Below are 16,309 nucleotides of genomic sequence, written 5' to 3'. Positions count from 1 at the left end.
CATCCCTCACAATTCGAAGCGCAGCAGGCCGAGCGACGGCGTCTCGGCGTCGGCGCGGCGGCTGCCTTCCCCTGGACTGAGCAGCCCTGCCCCGCGCAGCGGGGAAAGATCGCGCACCGGCCAATATTTCGCGCCGGCATCGCGGGCCGCGCGCGAAGCGGCGGCTGCCTCCTCCGCCGTGCAGATGCTGGCGACATAGGACGGATCGTTGCCGAACACCGCGCCGCGCCGGGCAAGCTTGTCGTATTGCAGCGGCAAGGTGTTGCGCACGCCGGCCAGCCCAAGGCCGCCCTTGGCGTCAATCGACATCATCTCGTTCATGCACATCTTGCCGCGCTCGACGCACAGATTGAGGATCGCGCCATAGAGGTCGGGATCGACGGAGGCATAGTGGCGGACCGGCTCGTTCTCGCTCGGACGCTCGAGATCGAGATAGGTCTCGCGGCTAAGCGTAGCCTGCGCACCTTTGGTCTGCGTAACCCACTCGCCGAAGGCCTGATCGGAGAGCCCGTGGAACGCAAAGCGCATGCCGGAGAAGCCGGCGCCGCTGTAGTTGGCCGAGAAGCCGGAATAGGTGCCTGGACGGTTGATGACCGCGTGCAGCTTCGTCTCCATGGCGGGCATGGCGTAAATCTGCCCGGCAAGGGCCGGAATGTAGAAGGAGTTCATCACCGTCGAGGAGGTGATGCGGAAGTCGATCGGCTGGTTGACCGGCGCCGCCAGCTCGTTGACGGAAGCAATGCCGTAATCCGGATAGATGAAGAGCCATTTCCAATCCAGCGCGACGACGTCGACCCTGAGCGGCTTGTGGTTCTGGGTGACCGGCTGTCCTGGTTCGATCCGGTCGATGCGCCGGTAGGGATCGAGCAGATGGGAGCCGAGCCAAGTGAGCGCGCCGAGGCAGATGATGACGAGCAGGGGTGCCGCCCAGATCACCAGCTCCAGCTTGGTCGAATGGTCCCAGTCCGGCGTGTAGATCGCCGTGGTGCTGGATTGCCGGTAGCGCCAGGCGAACAGCACGGTCAGCGCCATGACCGGCAGGATGATGAGCAGCATCAAAAGGGTCGAGACGACGAGCAGGTCGCGCTGCTGCACTGCCACGTCGCCCGCGGGCGCCAGCACGACAAGATCGCAGCCGCTCAGCAGCACGGCGAGCGGAAAAAGAAGCAAGGCTCCGGATCGTCTCATCAAACGCTGCCCTCGATGGCCCTGCAGCAGGATCTGTGCAGGTTGCGATGCGATATGGACCAACGGCTACTGCCGCGGGCACGGCGACGACATTGGACAATTTGTCCAATGCCCAGCCGGTATGGCTTTCGCGAAAGTGTGCACGCATAATGGGATGACGACAACATCGCATCTGGATGACGACAGCGTCGCATCTGGATAACGACAACATCGCATCGGGACGACGACAATCGCGTTCCGAACTTGAGCTCGACGGAAACGATGGCTGAAACTTCGACTTCCGACACGGACAGCAGGCTGATCGGCTCGCATCACGGCCAGGTCAGCGCGGGCGATATCGCGGTCGGCGTGATCATCGGCAGGACGTCGGAATTCTTCGATTTCTTCGTCTATGCGATCGCTTCCGTGATCGTGTTCCCCAAGCTTGTGTTCCCAACGCACGACCCGCTGGTCGGAACGCTCTACTCCTTCGCCATCTTCGCGCTGGCCTTCATCGCGCGCCCGTTCGGCACGGTGCTGTTCATGGCGATCGACCGCGCCTATGGCCGCGGCGCCAAGCTGACGATCGCGCTGTTCCTGCTCGGCACCTCGACGGTCGCCATGGCGTTCCTGCCCTCCTATGAGGATGTCGGCGCGGTCGCCGCCTGGCTGCTGGCGCTCACCCGCTTCCTGCAGGGCCTGGCGCTCGGCGGGACATGGGACGGACTGCCCTCCCTCCTGGCGCTGAATGCGCCGCAGAACCGGCGCGGCATCTATGCGATGATCCCGCAGCTCGGCGCGCCGATCGGACTCATCGTGGCAAGCTCGCTATTTGCCTTCTTCGTCGCCAACCTCTCGGCCGACGACTTCTTCGCCTGGGGCTGGCGCTATCCCTTCTTCGTCGCCTTCGCCATCAACGTCGTGGCGCTGTTTGCCAGGCTGCGCATCGTGGTCACCCCCGAATTCTCGAAACTCTACGAGAGCGGCGACCTGCAGCCGACGCGCATCAGGGAGATGGTTCGGACGGAAGGACGCAACGTCGTCGTCGGCGCCTTCGCGCCGCTGGCGAGCTTCGCCCTGTTCCATATGGTGACGGTGTTCCCGCTGTCCTGGGTGTTCCTGTTCACCAATGAAGGTCCGGAACGTTTCCTGGTCATCGAAGCGGTGAGCGCGCTGTTCGGCATTGCAGCGATCGTTGCATCGGGTCCGCTGGCCGACCGTGTCGGACGCCGCGCCCTGCTCGGCGGCGGCGCCGTCGCCATCGCAGCCTTCAGCGGCTTTGCCCCACAACTTCTCAACGGCGGCACCTTTGGCGAGACGGTATTCATGGTGCTCGGCTTCATCCTGCTGGGCTTGAGCTTCGGGCAATCCTCGGGCGTCGTCGCATCGAGCTTCTCGCGCCAGCACCGCTATACCGGCTCGGCGGTGACATCGGACCTGGCCTGGATGTTCGGCGCCGGCTTCGCGCCGCTCGCGGCGCTGCTCCTGGCCGGCAATTTCGGCCTCATCGCCGCCGGCGCCTACCTGCTTTCGGGCGCCGCCTGCACGCTGGTCGCGCTTTGGATCGACAGGCAGGCACGCCGGGCCGACTGAACGAGCGGCGAGCTCGGTTGGTCGCCGCTCCATCCCTTTGTTTTTGACGCAATTCCAGACGGAAGGTTACGGCGAAGGCGCCGAACTCAACCGCTCACACTTTTCCTGGAATTGCTCTGACCTGCAATCAGACCTGGTAGAAATCCCGATACCATTCGACGAAGCGCGGGACGCCGATCTCGATCGGGATCCTGGGCTTGAAGCCGATCACCGCCTCGAGCGAGGCGACGTCGGCATAAGTCGCAGGCACATCGCCCGGCTGCAGCGGCATCAGGTTGCGGATTGCCTTGCGCCCGAGAGCGTCTTCCAGAACGTCGATCAGCCGGCTGAGCTCGACAGGCGAGCTGTCGCCGATGTTATGGATCCTGAACGGCGCGGTGCTCGTCGCGGGGTCCGGCGCAGCGCTTGTCCAATCGCGATTGGGCGTCGCTGGATGCTGCATGACGCGGGCCACTCCCTCGATGATGTCGTCGATGTAGGTGAAATCCCGTTGCATGTTGCCATGGTTGAAGACATCGATCGGCTGGCCTGCGAGGATGGCCTTGGTGAAGATGAACAAGGCCATGTCGGGCCGTCCCCACGGACCGTAGACGGTGAAGAAGCGCAGGCCCGTCGTCGGCAGCCCGAACAGATGGCTGTAGGTGTGGGCCATCAGCTCGTTTGCCTTCTTGCTGGCGGCATAGAGGCTGAGGGGATGGTCGGCGGAATCATGCACCGAGAACGGCATGCGCGTGCTGCCGCCATAGATCGAGCTTGACGATGCATAGACGAGATGGCCGACCGAGGCCTGCCGGCACCCTTCCAGGATGTTGAGGAAGCCGTTTAGATTGCTTTGCGCATAGACATGCGGATTGACCAGCGAGTAGCGGACGCCCGCCTGCGCGGCGAGGTTGACGACGATCTGCGGCGCGACCGACGCAAAGACCCCCGAGATGCCATCGCGGTCGGCGAGATCGACATGCTCGAAATGAAAGTTTGAGAACGCCTTCAGCCGCTCGAGCCGCGCCTGCTTCAAGGTGACGTCGTAATACTCGTTCATGGAATCGAGGCCGACGACCTGCCGGCCTTCGGCAAGCAGCCTCTGGCAAAGGTGAAAACCTATGAAGCCGGCTGCGCCGGTGACCAGGATCGGCCTGCTCGACGTCAATGCATACCCCTAACGCTGCAGTCAGACCTTGCAGGCCATCGAGAACTTGCGCCTTTTACGGCAGGGCTGCAATGAATTCAACGACACGCTTTCTCTCGCCGTCGTCGCCAGCGTGAGGCCAGCGGCAAGATCGGCCGCCAGATGTCTGTATTGCCGCCGCCGCCGGGATCCGACAGCGGAAAAGCGATCTCAAGCCAACGCTGATATGCGAGCGTGATCAGCGGTCGGGCACTTCCGTGCGGAACAAGATTGCGCGTACACCCCGGATCGGGAATTTGATTTTCTTGGTGATCCCTGTTCCTTGGGGCAAACTGCTGGCGGGCTGTCAGGAGGAGAAATGAGAGCACGCGCGGCGACGGTCGGAGACCTGGAAGATGTTTTCCGCGGCCTGTCCACGCGAATGTCGGACGAATATGTGGCGGCCGGCAAGGACAGCAAAAGCGCCTATGACAATCTGATGATGAACCTGAAGGAAGGCCGGGCGCATGCGCTCGTGCAGGACGACAGGACGGTGGCGATCATCGCCTGGCATGAGCACGCGGGCGCCGCCGACACGCTCTTTGCCGCGCGGGAGGACTTCTTCAACGCCACGACTGTCCGCTTCTGCAAGCGCCACATCCGCCATGTCCAGGCGCTGGCCGGCAACCTTCCCGTCCATTCGCGCAGTTGGCTGAACAGGCCCGACGTCGCGAAATGGTTCCGCGTGATCGGTTATGTCGACCGAGGGCGCGAGAACGGCGCCACCTTGTTCGAACTGCCGTCGGCAGCAAACGGCTGAGGGCAGCTGACAGACCGCCTCCGGATTTGCCGGTGCGCCGCAGTCTGGCGGCGGCGTCCTCGCCCATCACTGCGGTTGTCACAGGCTTACGAGCCGAACCAGCGCGACCGTCGACTTGAGCCGAACTTTTCCTTGTCGGCACGCAACGCCACCGACGGCTCATAGTAGTTGCCTGTCGGCGCGGGGCCAGAAAAGAAATCGACCTCGACCTTGCCGATGCGGCCGCCACCGAATTCGATGTAACAGGTGCCGAAGCCGTCATAGAGCGTGCCGTTTCCGCTGCCACGCAGCTTGGCGACGAGTGCTGAGGCAACGGCGCGCGCGGCACCTTCGGCGAAGACGCCGGCCTTGGGCGTCCCGGTGTTGGCGCCGTCACCGACCGCGTAGACATTCCGGTATTTCGTCTCGAGCGTGCGCGGGTTGACCGGGATCCAGCCGTTCTCCGACATGCCGCTTTCCAGCACGACCGGCGGCACGCGATGTTTGGGGACGCCGAGGAAAAGGTCGAACGGCATTTCGGTGCCGTCGTCGAGCACCGCCACGTTTCGGCTATTGTCGACCGAGGCGACGCGACGGCTGGGAATGAACTTGATGCCGCGCTCGGCGAAAGCCGCAAGCAGCGCCTTCGAGGTATCGGGCGACGGCGGCACCGGGCTGCCGAGCGGGAGCACCAGCGATATCTCACAGGCCTCGCGCACGCCTTGCCGTACCAGATAGTCATGCAGCATCAACACGCATTCGCTCGGGGCCGGCGGGCATTTGTAGGGCGCGCCGCAGACGCCGACCATCGCCCTGCCTTTCTTGAAGCCCGGCAACACGTCGCGCAGCCGATCCGCGCCGGCAACCGAATAGAACTCGTTGGTGCCCGACAGCCCAGGCGTAGCGTCGAAATCATATTCAGCGCCAAGCGCGACAATCAGGTAATCGGCATCGTAGACACCGTCGTCGGTGGTGACACGGCGCCTTTCTGGATCGATCGCAGTGATGGTGCGCCTCAGCAATTTCACGCCGGGCTTGGCGTAACGGTTGTAGGGCAAGCGGACCGCCCCCGCCGCCTTCAGGCCGAACATAACGTCGAGTTTCGAAAAGCCGAACACGAAGGCGTCGCTCTTGTCGATGAGCGTGACATCGATGCCGTCGCCCATTGCCTCGGACAGCAGCGTCGTCAGTTCCAGGCCGCCAAAGCCCGCTCCCAGGACGACGATGCGCGGTTTGTTTGCAGTGCTCATCTCGGTTCCCCTCGTCTTGGCGCTATGCAGAAGCGCCGGATTTGAATTTGCTCACTGTCTTTCGGTTGTGGGGCGGCGGGGATGTGTCTCTCACGTCCTCGCCGCCGATGCCCGTCGCCTCAGATCTCGATGCCTGACCTGTCAGGTCAGCACAGGCTGCGGCACGATGCGGATATAGGGTTTCGGTTCCTTCCAGCCCTGCGGATAGAGCTGCTTTGCTTCATCGTTCGACACCGAACCGGCGATGATGACGTCGTCGCCGGGCTTCCAGTTCACCGGAGTCGCCAGGCGATGCTTGGCCGTCAGTTGCAGGGAGTCGACGACGCGCAGCACCTCGTCGAAGTTGCGGCCCGTCGTCATCGGGTAGGATATGACGAGCTTGATCTTCTTGTCGGGGCCGATGACGTAGACATTGCGAACCGTCTGATTGTCGGCGGCGGTGCGGCCGTCGGCGCTGCTGCCCGCCGACGCCGGAAGCATGTCGTAGAGCTGCGAGACGGCGAGCGTCGGGTCGCCGATCATCGGGAAGTTCGGCGCCATGCCTTGCGTCTCGGCGATGTCCTTCGCCCAGCCGGCATGCTTCTCGACCGGGTCGACGGACAGGCCGATGACCTTGACGCCGCGCTTGTCGAATTCGGGCTTGAGGCGCGCCATGTAACCGAGCTCGGTGGTGCAGACCGGCGTGTAGTCCTTAGGATGCGAGAACAGGATGCCCCAGTCCTTGCCCAGCCACTCGTGGAAGGAGATCGGACCTTGCGTGGTGTCGGCGGTGAAGTCGGGGGCGATGTCTGCGATACGGAGTGACATGGTCATTTCCTTTCGGTTGGATTTTGATTGCGAAGGCATATTAGGAAATCTATGTTCCGCCAGCGTTCCCCGACCACCGCCGGCTGGTGATGGCTTTGGCGCCGGCTCTCCTTCTTCCGGATGGTGCTTTGATGCGCGTTTCGATCCATCTGCTCGGCCGCTTCGCCGTCAGTGTCGACGGCCGGGCGATACCAGGGGCCGACTGGCGACGCGAACGCGCCGCCGCGCTGGTCAAGCTGCTCGCGCTGAGGCCCGCGCATCGCATGCACCGCGAGCAGGTGATGGAGACTTTCTGGCCCGACGCCGACCTGGAAGCGGCCGGCGGCAGCCTCCGCAAAGCCGTCCATTTCGCGCGCCGCGCGCTTGGCGCCCATGAACTAATCGAGATCGGCAACGACATCATCGCGCTCGCACCCGATGCGGAGCTCGACATCGATATCGAAAACTTCGAGGCGGCCGCAAAAGCGGCGCTCCGGGGCGGCGACAAAAGCGCTTTCGAACATGCGGCCGACCTCTACGGCGGCAGGCTCTTGCCCGACGACCTTTTCGTCGAATGGCTCGACACCCCCCGCGCGCAGATACAGCAACGCTACAGCGACCTGTTGCGCGCCGGCGGCTTGTGGCAGCGGCTCATCGCGCTCGACCCGGCCGACGAGCAGGCGCAATGCGCACTGATGCAGGCGGCGCTCGATGCCGGCAACCGCGTCGAGGCGATCCGCCAGTTCAACCAGCTTCGCGACAACCTGCATGCCGAGCTCGGCGTCGGGCCGAGCGCCGCGACCATCGCGCTCTACGAGGAGGCGCTGACGCTATCAGGCACGGAGACAGTCAGCCCCTCGGAGCGCATCCGCACCTCGCTTGCCTGGGGCCTGGTGCACCTGCAGAGCGGCGAGTTCGACAAGGCGAGCGAGATCGCGCGGCAGACACGCGATCTGGCGCTCGGCGCCGATTTGCCGCGCGAGGTCGGCGAGGCGAGCGCGCTGCTGGGACTTGCCTCGATGATGCAGGCGCGATGGCCGCAGCTGTTCCGGTCCGAATTCATCGAATGGGTCCGCGCCAAGCCGACCTTCGTGCAACATGTCTTCGATGGACATCTGTGCCTGTCCGAGTTCTGTCTGTGCAGCGCCAAAGGCCATGCCGAAGTCGCCGGGCTGGCCGAGGAACTGCTCGCGGTGGCCGAGGAGGCGGAATCGAGCGCCGGACGCGGTCTCGCCTGCCTGCTCCTCGGCGAGGCGGCGTTGTTTTCGGGCGAGCTCGACAAAGCCGAGCAATTCCTTACTGAAGCCGAGCGGCTGCTCCTCGAGTCGGACGCGGTTGCCGGCCGTGTGCTGGCGATCGAGCGACTGGCCGAGATCGCCCTGGAGCGCGGCCAGAAATGGCGAGCCAGTCGCCTGATCCAGCGCGGCCTCACCGATGCCGAACGTTCCTGGCTTTCGCCGCATCTCATCATGCGCATGCAGGCGCTGGCGGTGCGGGCGGCATCGACGCCGAAAATGGTCGCCGAGGAGATCCTCGCGGGCGACAGGCTGTTGACGCCGGGCGCCTGCCAGCCATGCTCGATGGCGTTGCGCACCGCCTCGGTGATCGCGCTTGCCGAGGCGGGCGAATTGGAACAGGTCGACCGCCGCCTGAACGACGCCGAACGCATCGCCGGCATGTGGCAAGGCGGCCCTTGGGCAGCAGCGCTTTGGGAGGCGCGGGGCGTGCAGCGGCGGGCACAGGACAAGGAAGTGCGCGCGCTCGCCGCCTTCGAGGAGGCGGCCGGCCGCTACGAAGAGCTTGGTCGGCCCCGCGACCAGGCCCGATGCCTGGCGCGGATGGGAGGCCACGGCTGATCTTGCGCCGGAGGCCAATCGGCGAGATGGTAAGGCAGGCAGCCGGGGGCGCTGGCACGCCGGGATATGCATGGCTGCTGGAAATCGAGATGTCACGCGCTTGCCTGGCCCTTGTTGCCCTGGTTGCCCTGGCGGGGCCGACAGAGGCGGGCGGGCAGGCGTCTCACCTGCTCGACGGCGTCGAGCTTGCAACGACCTACTCGGGCGAATCCGACCTCGTGACCGCCTATACGACCGGAATGGCGCGCTATCGCCTGCTGCTCGCCGGAGTTATCGGCACCGCCAACCTCGCCGCCCCGCTCGAGCCTCTTCAGCTGCGGCCTGAATTCCAGCAGCGGACATGGCGTTCCTCGGATGGCAGCCTGCTGCAGGGCTTTGCCGGCAAGGGAGGCTTCCGGCTGACCACAGGCAACTGCGTAACCCGCATCTGCATAGCCAGCGAGTGCAGCGAGACCGGCTGGCCGCTCTATGCCTGCAGCGACGGGCGCAAGCACAAGATGTCGGTCAACAGCTTCGTGACGGCAACATTCGACGGCGTCACCTACCGGCGGCTGAGCGCGCCGCAGGAGTGAAATTGGACGACCCGAAATAGGTGACGGAGCCGCTTGCGCCCATCTCGCCAGGCGTGGCATCGGTTGCGGCGTTTTGAGACGTTCGAAGACAAAGATAGTGGCACGCCAACCCGACAGACGATCCATCGTCGCCAAAGTCAACCTCGCCCGAGCGCTGTCCAAGCTTGGCTTCTGCTCGCGCACGCAGGCCGAGCGTCTCGTCGTCGACGGCCGCGTGCAGGTCAACGGCAAGACGGTGCGCGATGCCTTGCTGCGCATCGATCCCGATGGCGACCGCATCACCGTCGACGGCGAGCGCGTCATTGCCGAGCGCACGGTCTATCTGATGGTCAACAAGCCGCGCGGGCTGGTCACCACCCGCGACGACCCGGAGGGCCGCGGCACCGTCTATGACTGCCTGGGAGGGCTTGACCTGCCGTTCGTGTCGCCCGTCGGCCGGCTAGACAAGGCGAGCGAAGGGCTGCTTTTGATGAGCAACGACACGCGCTGGGCAAACGGCCTGCTCGACCCCGCCTCGCATGTCGCCAAGACCTATCACGTGCAGATCGCGGCCGCGCCCGACGAGGAAATGCTGGAGCGCGTTCGTCAGGGCGCCGTCGTCGACGGCGAGTTGCTCAGGGCAAGCTCGATCGCGCTGTTGCGCAGCGGCGGGCGGACAGCCTGGCTGGAGATCGTGCTCGACGAGGGACGCAACCGGCAGATCCGCAGGCTGCTCGCCGCCTTCGACATCGAGGTGCTGAGGCTGGTCAGGGTGGCGATCGGGCGGCTGCAGCTTGGCGAGCTTGCCAAGGGCAAGGCGCGGCATTTGACGGCCGAGGAGCTGGCGATGCTTTCAGCGTAGGCGTCGACCCCCAATGGCTGCGCCCGAACTTCGTCATCCACGGGCGGAGCGGGAGCGAAGCGGACGCGTAGACCCGAGGATCCATTCCGTGACCTCGCCCGAAGGGCAAAAGCGGCGCAAGACGGAGGTCGATTTGGACCGGCGCAACGCTTGTAGGTAACGGCATGGATTCTAGGGTCTGCGCCGCGTCGCTTCGCTCCTTGCTCCGCCCTTGAATGACGAGGCTGAGGGGTTTCGCCTAATCTCCAGAGACGCCTGAGCTGCTATCGAGCTGCGGCTACTTCTGGTTCCACCGCCGGATGACCGGCTCGGTCAGATCATGCTCGTAGCCCAGGATGCTAAGGCTGGCGGTATCGAGCACAAAGTGCTCGCCGCCTGCCGGCGGCAGGCCGACCCAGCGTGATGCGAAGACACGCAGGAAATGCGAGCTGGAGAAGATGAGCACATTGCCGGCAATCGCGCGCAGCCCGGCAATGATGGCATCGGCGCGTGCGCCGACATCGGCCGCCGTCTCGCCGCCCGGACAGCCGTCGCGGAACAATTGCCAGCCGGGTCGCTTGGACAGGATCTCTTTGGTCGTCGCGCCTTCATAAGCGCCGTAGTCCCATTCCTGCAGGTCGGATTTCTTCACCGCGCGCTCGCCGAAGCCGGCGAGCCGGCAGGTGTCGAAAGCGCGCTGCGAGGGGCTTGACCAGACCGCCTGGAACGTCAGGTCCTTGAGCCGATCGAAGATGCCGCGCGCGGCCTCTTCGCCTTTGGCGGTCAAGGGGATGTCGGTGCGGCCGGTGTGCCTGCCCGATGCGCTCCACTCCGTCTCGCCATGGCGAACGACGTAGATCTCGGGAAACGCACTGCTCATCGACCGGCCCTGAATGCAACGGGAATGCACCGGCAGGAGTGCGGCGCCGCGCCACCCTATGCGGCAGCCGACAAAAAGAACAGGCCGCGGCGCTTGCCGCGGCCTGCTCGGCATCGGGAGGATGCTGGTCGGCTAGGCGGGCTGCAGGCCGCCCGAGAGCGCAAGGTCTGCCTCTTCCGGCAACTGGCCGGCCATGGCGGCGGCGAATTGCTTCTGGTCGAGCTCGCCTTCCCAGCGGGCCACGACGATGGTCGCGACCGCGTTGCCGACAAAGTTGGTGAGCGCGCGGCATTCCGACATGAAGCGGTCGACGCCGAGGATCAGCGCAATGCCGGCGACCGGCACCGAGGGCACGACCGAGAGCGTCGCGGCCAAAGTGATGAAGCCGGCGCCGGTGATGCCGGCGGCGCCCTTAGAGCTCAGCATGGCGACCAGCAGAAGCAGTATCTGGTCGCCGAAGGTGAGCGGCGTATCGGTCGCCTGGGCGATGAACAGCGCTGCCAGCGTCATGTAGATGTTGGTGCCGTCGAGGTTGAAGGAATAGCCGGTCGGGATGACCAGGCCGACCACCGAGCGGTTGCAGCCGGCGCGCTCCATCTTGGCCATCAGGCCGGGCAGCGCCGCCTCGGAGGACGAGGTGCCGAGCACCAGGAGCAATTCCTCCTTGATGTAGCGGATCAGCGCCAGGATGGAGAAGCCGTTATACCATGCCACAGCGCCGAGCACGACGAGCACGAAGAGCAGCGACGTCAGATAGAAAGTGCCGATCAGCAAGGCGAGGTTGGCGATCGCGCCGATGCCGTATTTGCCGACGGTGAAAGCCATGGCGCCGAAAGCGCCGATCGGGGCGGCCTTCATCAGTATGGCGACGAGGCGGAAGACCGGCGCGGTCAGCGCCTGCAGGAAATCGACGACCGGACGGCCACGTTCGCCAACCATCGCCAGCGCGATGCCGAACAGCACCGAGAAGAACAGCACCTGCAGGATATCGCCTTGGGCGAAGGCGCCGGTGATGGTGTCCGGAATGATGTTCATCAGGAAGCCGACGATCGTCGTGTCATGCGCCTTCTCGGTGAAGGTCGCCACCTTCGATGGGTCGAGGGTCGCGGGGTTGATGTGCATGCCGGCGCCGGGCTGGATGACGTTCGACACGACGAGGCCGACGATGAGCGCCAGCGTCGAGAAAACGAGGAAATAGATCATCGCCTTGCCGGCGACGCGGCCGACCTTGTGCAGGTCGGAAACGCCCGCGATGCCGGTCGCCACGGTGAGGAAGATCACCGGCGCGATGACCATCTTGACCAGCTTGATGAAGGCGTCGCCAAGCGGCTTCAGCGAGGCGCCCAGGTCGGGATAGAAATGGCCAAGCAGGATGCCGGCGGCGATCGCCACCAGGACCTGGACATAGAGATGGCGGTAGAAGGGAACCTTGCCGCGCGGTTCGGCGGCAGCGATTGCTGTCTGCATGATATCCTCCGTTCGGCCCCCGATCGAAACGCTCGACCTCCCAGGGGGCTGTTGACCTCCACAGCCTCGCGGCTGCTGCGGAAGCATCTGCAACGCGCGTGCCAGATGGTGCCGGGTGTCTCTCTTTGTTGATTTTGTTTGATTTTTCGATTTTGCGACAAGTGCTTTGGAGAAGGCTAGTGCGGCTATCCGCATAGATCGATTTGCGGTTTGTGCGAAATCATGCACAGATGCGGCATGCTGCAACGCCCTGCCGCTGTCCTTATTGCCACGCCCGAACTGCTTGCCGGGCGGGCGCGTCGCGCCTGGCTGCTGTTCGCGGCGGTGGCGCTGCTGATCGTGCTCGCGGCGCTTTACGGCGCCGGCCTCTACGGCCGTTCGACCGAGATCGAGGCTTTAGCCACGCAAGGGCGCACCGACGCCAACCTCAAGGTCGCGCTGTTGCGCGCTGTGTTGGAAAATCCGCGCGCGCTACCGCTGCTTTTGTCGGAGGACCAGCAGGTGCATGACGCGCTGACGCAACGCAGCCCTGCCGCGATCGACGTGCTCAACCGCAAGCTCGAAGGGCTGGTGTCCGGCACCAAGGCCTCGGTGCTCTATGTCACCGGCACGGACGGCTTGGCGATCGCTTCCAGCAATTGGCGCGAGCCGGTGAGCTTCGTCGGCAACGACTACGGCTTTCGCGCCTACTTCTCGGGCGCGATGCAGTCCGGCACGGCCGAATATTTCGCGCTCGGCAATGTCAGCAAGCGTCCGGGTCTTTACATCTCGCGCCGTGTCGACGGCGCTTCGGGGCCGCTCGGCGTCGTCGTGGTCAAGATGGAGTTCGACCAGCTCGAGGCCGACTGGCACGAGGCCAACCGCCCGGCCTATGTCAGCGACGAGCATGGCGTGGTGCTGATCACCAGTGTGCCCTCCTGGCGCTTCCTGACGACAGAGCCGCTCAGCCGGCCGATGCTCGCCGGTATCCGCACCAGCCAGCAATTCGGCGATGCGCCGCTGGTGCCGTTGCCGGTCACCAAACCACAACCGCTCAGCTCCGACGTCGCGCTGGTCCATGCCATCACGCCCGGGGGCAGCGACGCCGAGTATCTGCGGCTGTCGACCGCGGTGCCGTCGACGCCGTGGCGGCTCGACTATCTCGTTCCGGCCGAAGCGCCGATCGCGGCGGCGCAGCGCGAGATGCGGCTGCTGACACTGGGCGTCCTTGTCCCGCTCCTCGCATTAGCCGCCTATCTGTTGTGGCGCAGGCAGTCCGCGCAGATGCGGATCGCCGCCGAGCAGGCCGCGCGGGCCGAGCTCGAGCGCCGCGTCGTCGAGCGCACGCAGGATCTCAGCCTGGCACGCGACCGGCTGCAGGCCGAGATCGCCGACCATCGCAGCACCGAGGCCAAGCTGCAGGTCATGCAGCAGGAGCTGGTGCAGGCCAACCGGCTTGCCACGCTTGGCCAGGTCGCGGCCGGCGTCGCGCATGAGATCAATCAGCCGGTGGCGACGATCCGCGCCTATGCCGACAATGCGCGCGTCTTCCTGGAGCGCAAGCAGAGCGCGTCGGCCGAAGAGAACCTTGGCGCCATCGCCGCGCTGACCGAGCGCATCGGCTCGATCACCGAAGAGCTGAAAGCCTTTGCCCGCAAGGGCCGCACCGCCGCCGAGCCGGTTGAGCTGCGCAGCGTGATCGAAGGCGCCGTGGTGTTGCTCAGGAGCCGCTTCGCCGGCCGGCTGGACGCGCTGGCGATCACGCTGCCGCCGCCGGCGCTGAAGGTGATGGGCAACCGGCTGCGGTTGGAGCAGGTGCTGATCAACCTGTTCCAGAACGCGCTGGAGGCGCTCGATGGCCATGATGGCGCGCGGGTCGAAGTCTTCGCCACCGAAACCACCGAAGACGTGGCGCTGGTCGTTTCCGACAACGGGCCGGGCATCCCGCCCGCGATCCTGAAATCCCTGTTCACGCCCTTCAACACCTCCAAGGAAAAAGGCCTCGGGCTCGGCCTCGTCATCTCCAAGGACATCGTCGCCGACTATGGCGGGCGCATCGAGGTTTCGAGCAGCGGCCAGGGAACACGCTTCACCATCCATCTGTCGAAGGCCGGCGCATGACGAAGCATGAACCGGCACCAGTAATCCTGATCGATGACGACAGCGATCTTCTCAAGGCGACTAAGCAGACGCTGGAGCTAGCCGGCTTTGCGGTATCGGCCTACGCGGTGGCGAGCGAAGCGCTGGCAGCGCTCGATAAGAATTTCGCCGGCGTGGTGGTGTCGGATATCCGCATGCCGGAGATCGACGGGCTGCAGCTTTTCGACCGCGTGCTGCGGCTCGACCCCGACATCCCCGTTATCCTGGTCACCGGCCACGGCGACATCGCCATGGCGGTCAAGGCGATCAAGGACGGCGCCTACGACTTCATCACCAAGCCTTTCGCCGCCGACAGGCTGGCGCAGAGCGTTGCGCGCGCCGCGGAGAAACGCCGGCTGGTGATGGAAAACCGCGCCCTGCGCGAGGCGGCCGAGCAGGCGCAGGAGGGATTGCCGCTGATCGGCCAGACGCCGGCGATCGAGCGGCTGCGCCGGACGCTGCGGCAGATCGCCGACACCGATGTCGACGTTCTGGTGACCGGCGAGACCGGCTCCGGCAAGGAGGTGGTGGCGAGCCTGCTGCACCGCTGGAGCCGCCGCGCCAAGGGCAATTTCGTGGCGCTCAACTGCGGCGCGCTGCCGGAGACGGTCATCGAAAGCGAATTGTTCGGCCACGAGGCCGGCGCCTTCACCGGCGCGCAGAAGAAGCGCGTCGGCCGTATCGAGCATTCAAGCGGCGGCACGTTGTTTCTCGACGAGATCGAAAGCATGCCGGCCTCGACACAGGTGCAGATGCTGCGCGTCTTGGAAATGCGCGAGGTGACGCCGCTCGGTACCAATGAGGTACGGCCGGTCGACCTGAGGGTGGTCGCGGCAGCCAAGGTCGATCTCGGCGATGCCAGCCAGCGCGGCGCTTTCCGTGAGGATCTCTATTACCGGCTCAACGTGGTGACGCTGTCGATCCCGCCGCTGCGCGAGCGGCGGGACGACGTGCCGTTGTTGTTCGGATACTTCGCCGAGCGGGCGGCGGCCCGATTCAGGCGCGCCGTGCCGGCAATCTCCGCCGCGGTCCGGCGTCATCTCAGCGACCATGACTGGCCGGGCAATGTGCGCGAGCTCGCCCATTTCGCCGAACGTTTCGTGCTCGGGCTCGAGGACGTTGCCGGATCGCCTTCCCCCACGGCAACGGAGAGCGGCACCTCCGTGCCCTTGCCTGAGCGGCTCGATCGCTACGAGGCCGAGATCATCCGCGAGACACTTGGCCGCAATGACGGCGACGTCCGGCGCACCATCGAGGCGCTCGGCATCCCGCGCAAGACCTTCTACGACAAGCTGCAAAGGCACGGCATCGTGCGCAGTGATTTTTCCAGGTAGATCAGGGCCAGAGATGGAGCTGATATCGTCGGAAAACCGCTTCGCACCTTTCGGCATTATGCTGTGGGAACCGCAACGCCGCTGCGCCGTTGAAACCGACCGGGAAATCGTGGCACGCCGGCATCAGCCGAGCAGCGAATGCATTGCCGTGGCGGTTTTGCCGGGTTGCGCTCGGCAGGCGTTGATGGTTTGTTGCCGCCCAGCGGAGAACGAATGATGCGCGAATCCCTCGGTCAAGACGAATATGGCTCGACCAGCCCCTTCGACCCTGACGACCTGCCCAATCTCAATGCGATGGGGCCGGCGATGGGCGGCGGCAATGATTTCGAGAAATACGCGGTCGCCGTCATCATCGTCTTCGGCGCGCTGATCATCGGCGGCCTGATGGCCGCCTCCATGTCCTTTGGCCACCGCAACGGCTTCCTGTTCGCGCTTGGAGGGGCCACGGCGGCCTGGATTTCCGGCAATGCGTTGCTGCTCGACCGGCCGCGCATCTATGCGCTTTTCGTCGCCATCGCCGCCGTGATGCTGATCGCCTCGACCATCACGCTGGTGACCTGAT

14 protein-coding genes are annotated in these 16,309 nt (G+C 65.1%); 8 read left to right on the top strand and 6 right to left on the bottom strand.

All coding sequences use genetic code 11. From position 1 onward, the window contains the following. Positions 1 to 6: 6 nt before the first annotated feature. The gene (gene cyoA, locus FJ425_RS07535) at positions 7 to 1,188 is read right to left on the bottom strand and encodes a ubiquinol oxidase subunit II (RefSeq protein WP_140722680.1); all 1,182 of its coding nucleotides are present in this window, start codon (positions 1,186 to 1,188) and stop codon (positions 7 to 9) included. A 261-nt stretch (positions 1,189 to 1,449) separates the two neighbouring features. Here cyoA and FJ425_RS07530 point away from each other — a divergent pair, with 261 nt between their 5' ends. Continuing rightward, positions 1,450 to 2,760 carry an MFS transporter gene (locus tag FJ425_RS07530; protein ID WP_140722678.1) on the top strand — a complete coding sequence of 437 codons (1,311 nt, stop codon included), beginning with the start codon at positions 1,450 to 1,452 and terminating at the stop codon, positions 2,758 to 2,760. A 127-nt stretch (positions 2,761 to 2,887) separates the two neighbouring features. Here the strand turns inward: FJ425_RS07530 and FJ425_RS07525 are convergent, their stop codons facing one another. Further along, a complete protein-coding gene (locus FJ425_RS07525; RefSeq protein WP_181175834.1) occupies positions 2,888 to 3,907 on the bottom strand; it encodes an NAD-dependent epimerase in 1,020 nt (339 codons plus the stop codon). 337 nt (positions 3,908 to 4,244) lie between these two features. Between FJ425_RS07525 and FJ425_RS07520 the strand changes: the two genes are divergently transcribed. Continuing rightward, positions 4,245 to 4,685 carry a hypothetical protein gene (locus tag FJ425_RS07520; protein ID WP_140722675.1) on the top strand — a complete coding sequence of 147 codons (441 nt, stop codon included), beginning with the start codon at positions 4,245 to 4,247 and terminating at the stop codon, positions 4,683 to 4,685. A gap of 86 nt (positions 4,686 to 4,771) precedes the next feature. On the opposite strand, the gene FJ425_RS07515 is transcribed toward FJ425_RS07520, so the two are convergent. Both FJ425_RS07515 and FJ425_RS07510 read right to left on the bottom strand, forming a co-directional pair. Beyond that, on the bottom strand, positions 4,772 to 5,914 hold the full coding sequence (locus FJ425_RS07515) for an FAD/NAD(P)-binding oxidoreductase (protein ID WP_140722672.1): 1,143 nt from the start codon (positions 5,912 to 5,914) through the stop codon (positions 4,772 to 4,774). A gap of 141 nt (positions 5,915 to 6,055) precedes the next feature. Then, positions 6,056 to 6,721 carry a peroxiredoxin gene (locus FJ425_RS07510; protein WP_140722669.1) on the bottom strand — a complete coding sequence of 222 codons (666 nt, stop codon included), beginning with the start codon at positions 6,719 to 6,721 and terminating at the stop codon, positions 6,056 to 6,058. 131 nt (positions 6,722 to 6,852) lie between these two features. Between FJ425_RS07510 and FJ425_RS07505 the strand changes: the two genes are divergently transcribed. The 3 genes from FJ425_RS07505 to FJ425_RS07495 all read left to right on the top strand — a co-directional run bounded on the left by FJ425_RS07505 (position 6,853) and on the right by FJ425_RS07495 (position 9,969). Continuing rightward, complete coding sequence (locus tag FJ425_RS07505; protein WP_140722667.1) at positions 6,853 to 8,556, top strand: BTAD domain-containing putative transcriptional regulator; 1,704 nt, start codon at positions 6,853 to 6,855, stop codon at positions 8,554 to 8,556. Between the two features lie 89 nt (positions 8,557 to 8,645). Then, positions 8,646 to 9,128: a hypothetical protein gene (locus FJ425_RS07500; RefSeq protein WP_246677900.1), complete on the top strand. Its 483-nt coding sequence runs from the start codon at positions 8,646 to 8,648 to the stop codon at positions 9,126 to 9,128. Positions 9,129 to 9,225: 97 nt separating this feature from the next. Further along, entirely contained in the window at positions 9,226 to 9,969 is a 744-nt protein-coding gene (locus FJ425_RS07495; RefSeq protein WP_246677899.1) for a pseudouridine synthase, read from the top strand. Between the two features lie 277 nt (positions 9,970 to 10,246). Here FJ425_RS07495 and FJ425_RS07490 read toward each other — a convergent pair whose 3' ends face one another. Both FJ425_RS07490 and FJ425_RS07485 read right to left on the bottom strand, forming a co-directional pair. Next, the gene (locus FJ425_RS07490) at positions 10,247 to 10,828 is read right to left on the bottom strand and encodes a histidine phosphatase family protein (protein ID WP_140722664.1); all 582 of its coding nucleotides are present in this window, start codon (positions 10,826 to 10,828) and stop codon (positions 10,247 to 10,249) included. A gap of 132 nt (positions 10,829 to 10,960) precedes the next feature. Then, entirely contained in the window at positions 10,961 to 12,295 is a 1,335-nt protein-coding gene (locus FJ425_RS07485; protein ID WP_140722661.1) for a dicarboxylate/amino acid:cation symporter, read from the bottom strand. A gap of 237 nt (positions 12,296 to 12,532) precedes the next feature. Between FJ425_RS07485 and FJ425_RS07480 the strand changes: the two genes are divergently transcribed. From FJ425_RS07480 to FJ425_RS07470, 3 genes are all read left to right on the top strand, one after another. Then, entirely contained in the window at positions 12,533 to 14,395 is a 1,863-nt protein-coding gene (locus FJ425_RS07480; RefSeq protein ID WP_140722658.1) for a sensor histidine kinase, read from the top strand. Then, complete coding sequence (locus tag FJ425_RS07475) at positions 14,392 to 15,747, top strand: sigma-54 dependent transcriptional regulator (RefSeq protein WP_140722655.1); 1,356 nt, start codon at positions 14,392 to 14,394, stop codon at positions 15,745 to 15,747. Before FJ425_RS07480 ends, FJ425_RS07475 begins: the two co-directional genes overlap by 4 nt. Before the next feature lie 213 nt (positions 15,748 to 15,960). After that, on the top strand, positions 15,961 to 16,308 hold the full coding sequence (locus FJ425_RS07470; protein ID WP_224608676.1) for a hypothetical protein: 348 nt from the start codon (positions 15,961 to 15,963) through the stop codon (positions 16,306 to 16,308). Position 16,309: the final 1 nt, after the last annotated feature.

The organism is Mesorhizobium sp. B2-7-2, assembly GCF_006440775.1.
Classification (GTDB): domain Bacteria; phylum Pseudomonadota; class Alphaproteobacteria; order Rhizobiales; family Rhizobiaceae; genus Mesorhizobium.
This window is presented reverse-complemented; position numbering and strand designations above follow the sequence as displayed.

Excerpts from the sequence above, each read along its gene's own strand:
- FJ425_RS07520 (WP_140722675.1), top strand. The coding sequence starts at position 4,245 with ATGAGAGCACGCGCGGCGACGGTCGGAGACCTGGAAGATGTTTTCCGC.
- FJ425_RS07510 (WP_140722669.1), bottom strand. The coding sequence starts at position 6,721 with ATGTCACTCCGTATCGCAGACATCGCCCCCGACTTCACCGCCGACACC.
- FJ425_RS07475 (WP_140722655.1), top strand. The coding sequence starts at position 14,392 with ATGACGAAGCATGAACCGGCACCAGTAATCCTGATCGATGACGACAGC.
- cyoA (WP_140722680.1), bottom strand. The coding sequence starts at position 1,188 with ATGAGACGATCCGGAGCCTTGCTTCTTTTTCCGCTCGCCGTGCTGCTG.
- FJ425_RS07485 (WP_140722661.1), bottom strand. The coding sequence starts at position 12,295 with ATGCAGACAGCAATCGCTGCCGCCGAACCGCGCGGCAAGGTTCCCTTC.
- FJ425_RS07500 (WP_246677900.1), top strand. The coding sequence starts at position 8,646 with ATGTCACGCGCTTGCCTGGCCCTTGTTGCCCTGGTTGCCCTGGCGGGG.
- FJ425_RS07530 (WP_140722678.1), top strand. The coding sequence starts at position 1,450 with ATGGCTGAAACTTCGACTTCCGACACGGACAGCAGGCTGATCGGCTCG.
- FJ425_RS07505 (WP_140722667.1), top strand. The coding sequence starts at position 6,853 with ATGCGCGTTTCGATCCATCTGCTCGGCCGCTTCGCCGTCAGTGTCGAC.
- FJ425_RS07470 (WP_224608676.1), top strand. The coding sequence starts at position 15,961 with ATGATGCGCGAATCCCTCGGTCAAGACGAATATGGCTCGACCAGCCCC.
- FJ425_RS07490 (WP_140722664.1), bottom strand. The coding sequence starts at position 10,828 with ATGAGCAGTGCGTTTCCCGAGATCTACGTCGTTCGCCATGGCGAGACG.
- FJ425_RS07480 (WP_140722658.1), top strand. The coding sequence starts at position 12,533 with ATGCTGCAACGCCCTGCCGCTGTCCTTATTGCCACGCCCGAACTGCTT.
- FJ425_RS07515 (WP_140722672.1), bottom strand. The coding sequence starts at position 5,914 with ATGAGCACTGCAAACAAACCGCGCATCGTCGTCCTGGGAGCGGGCTTT.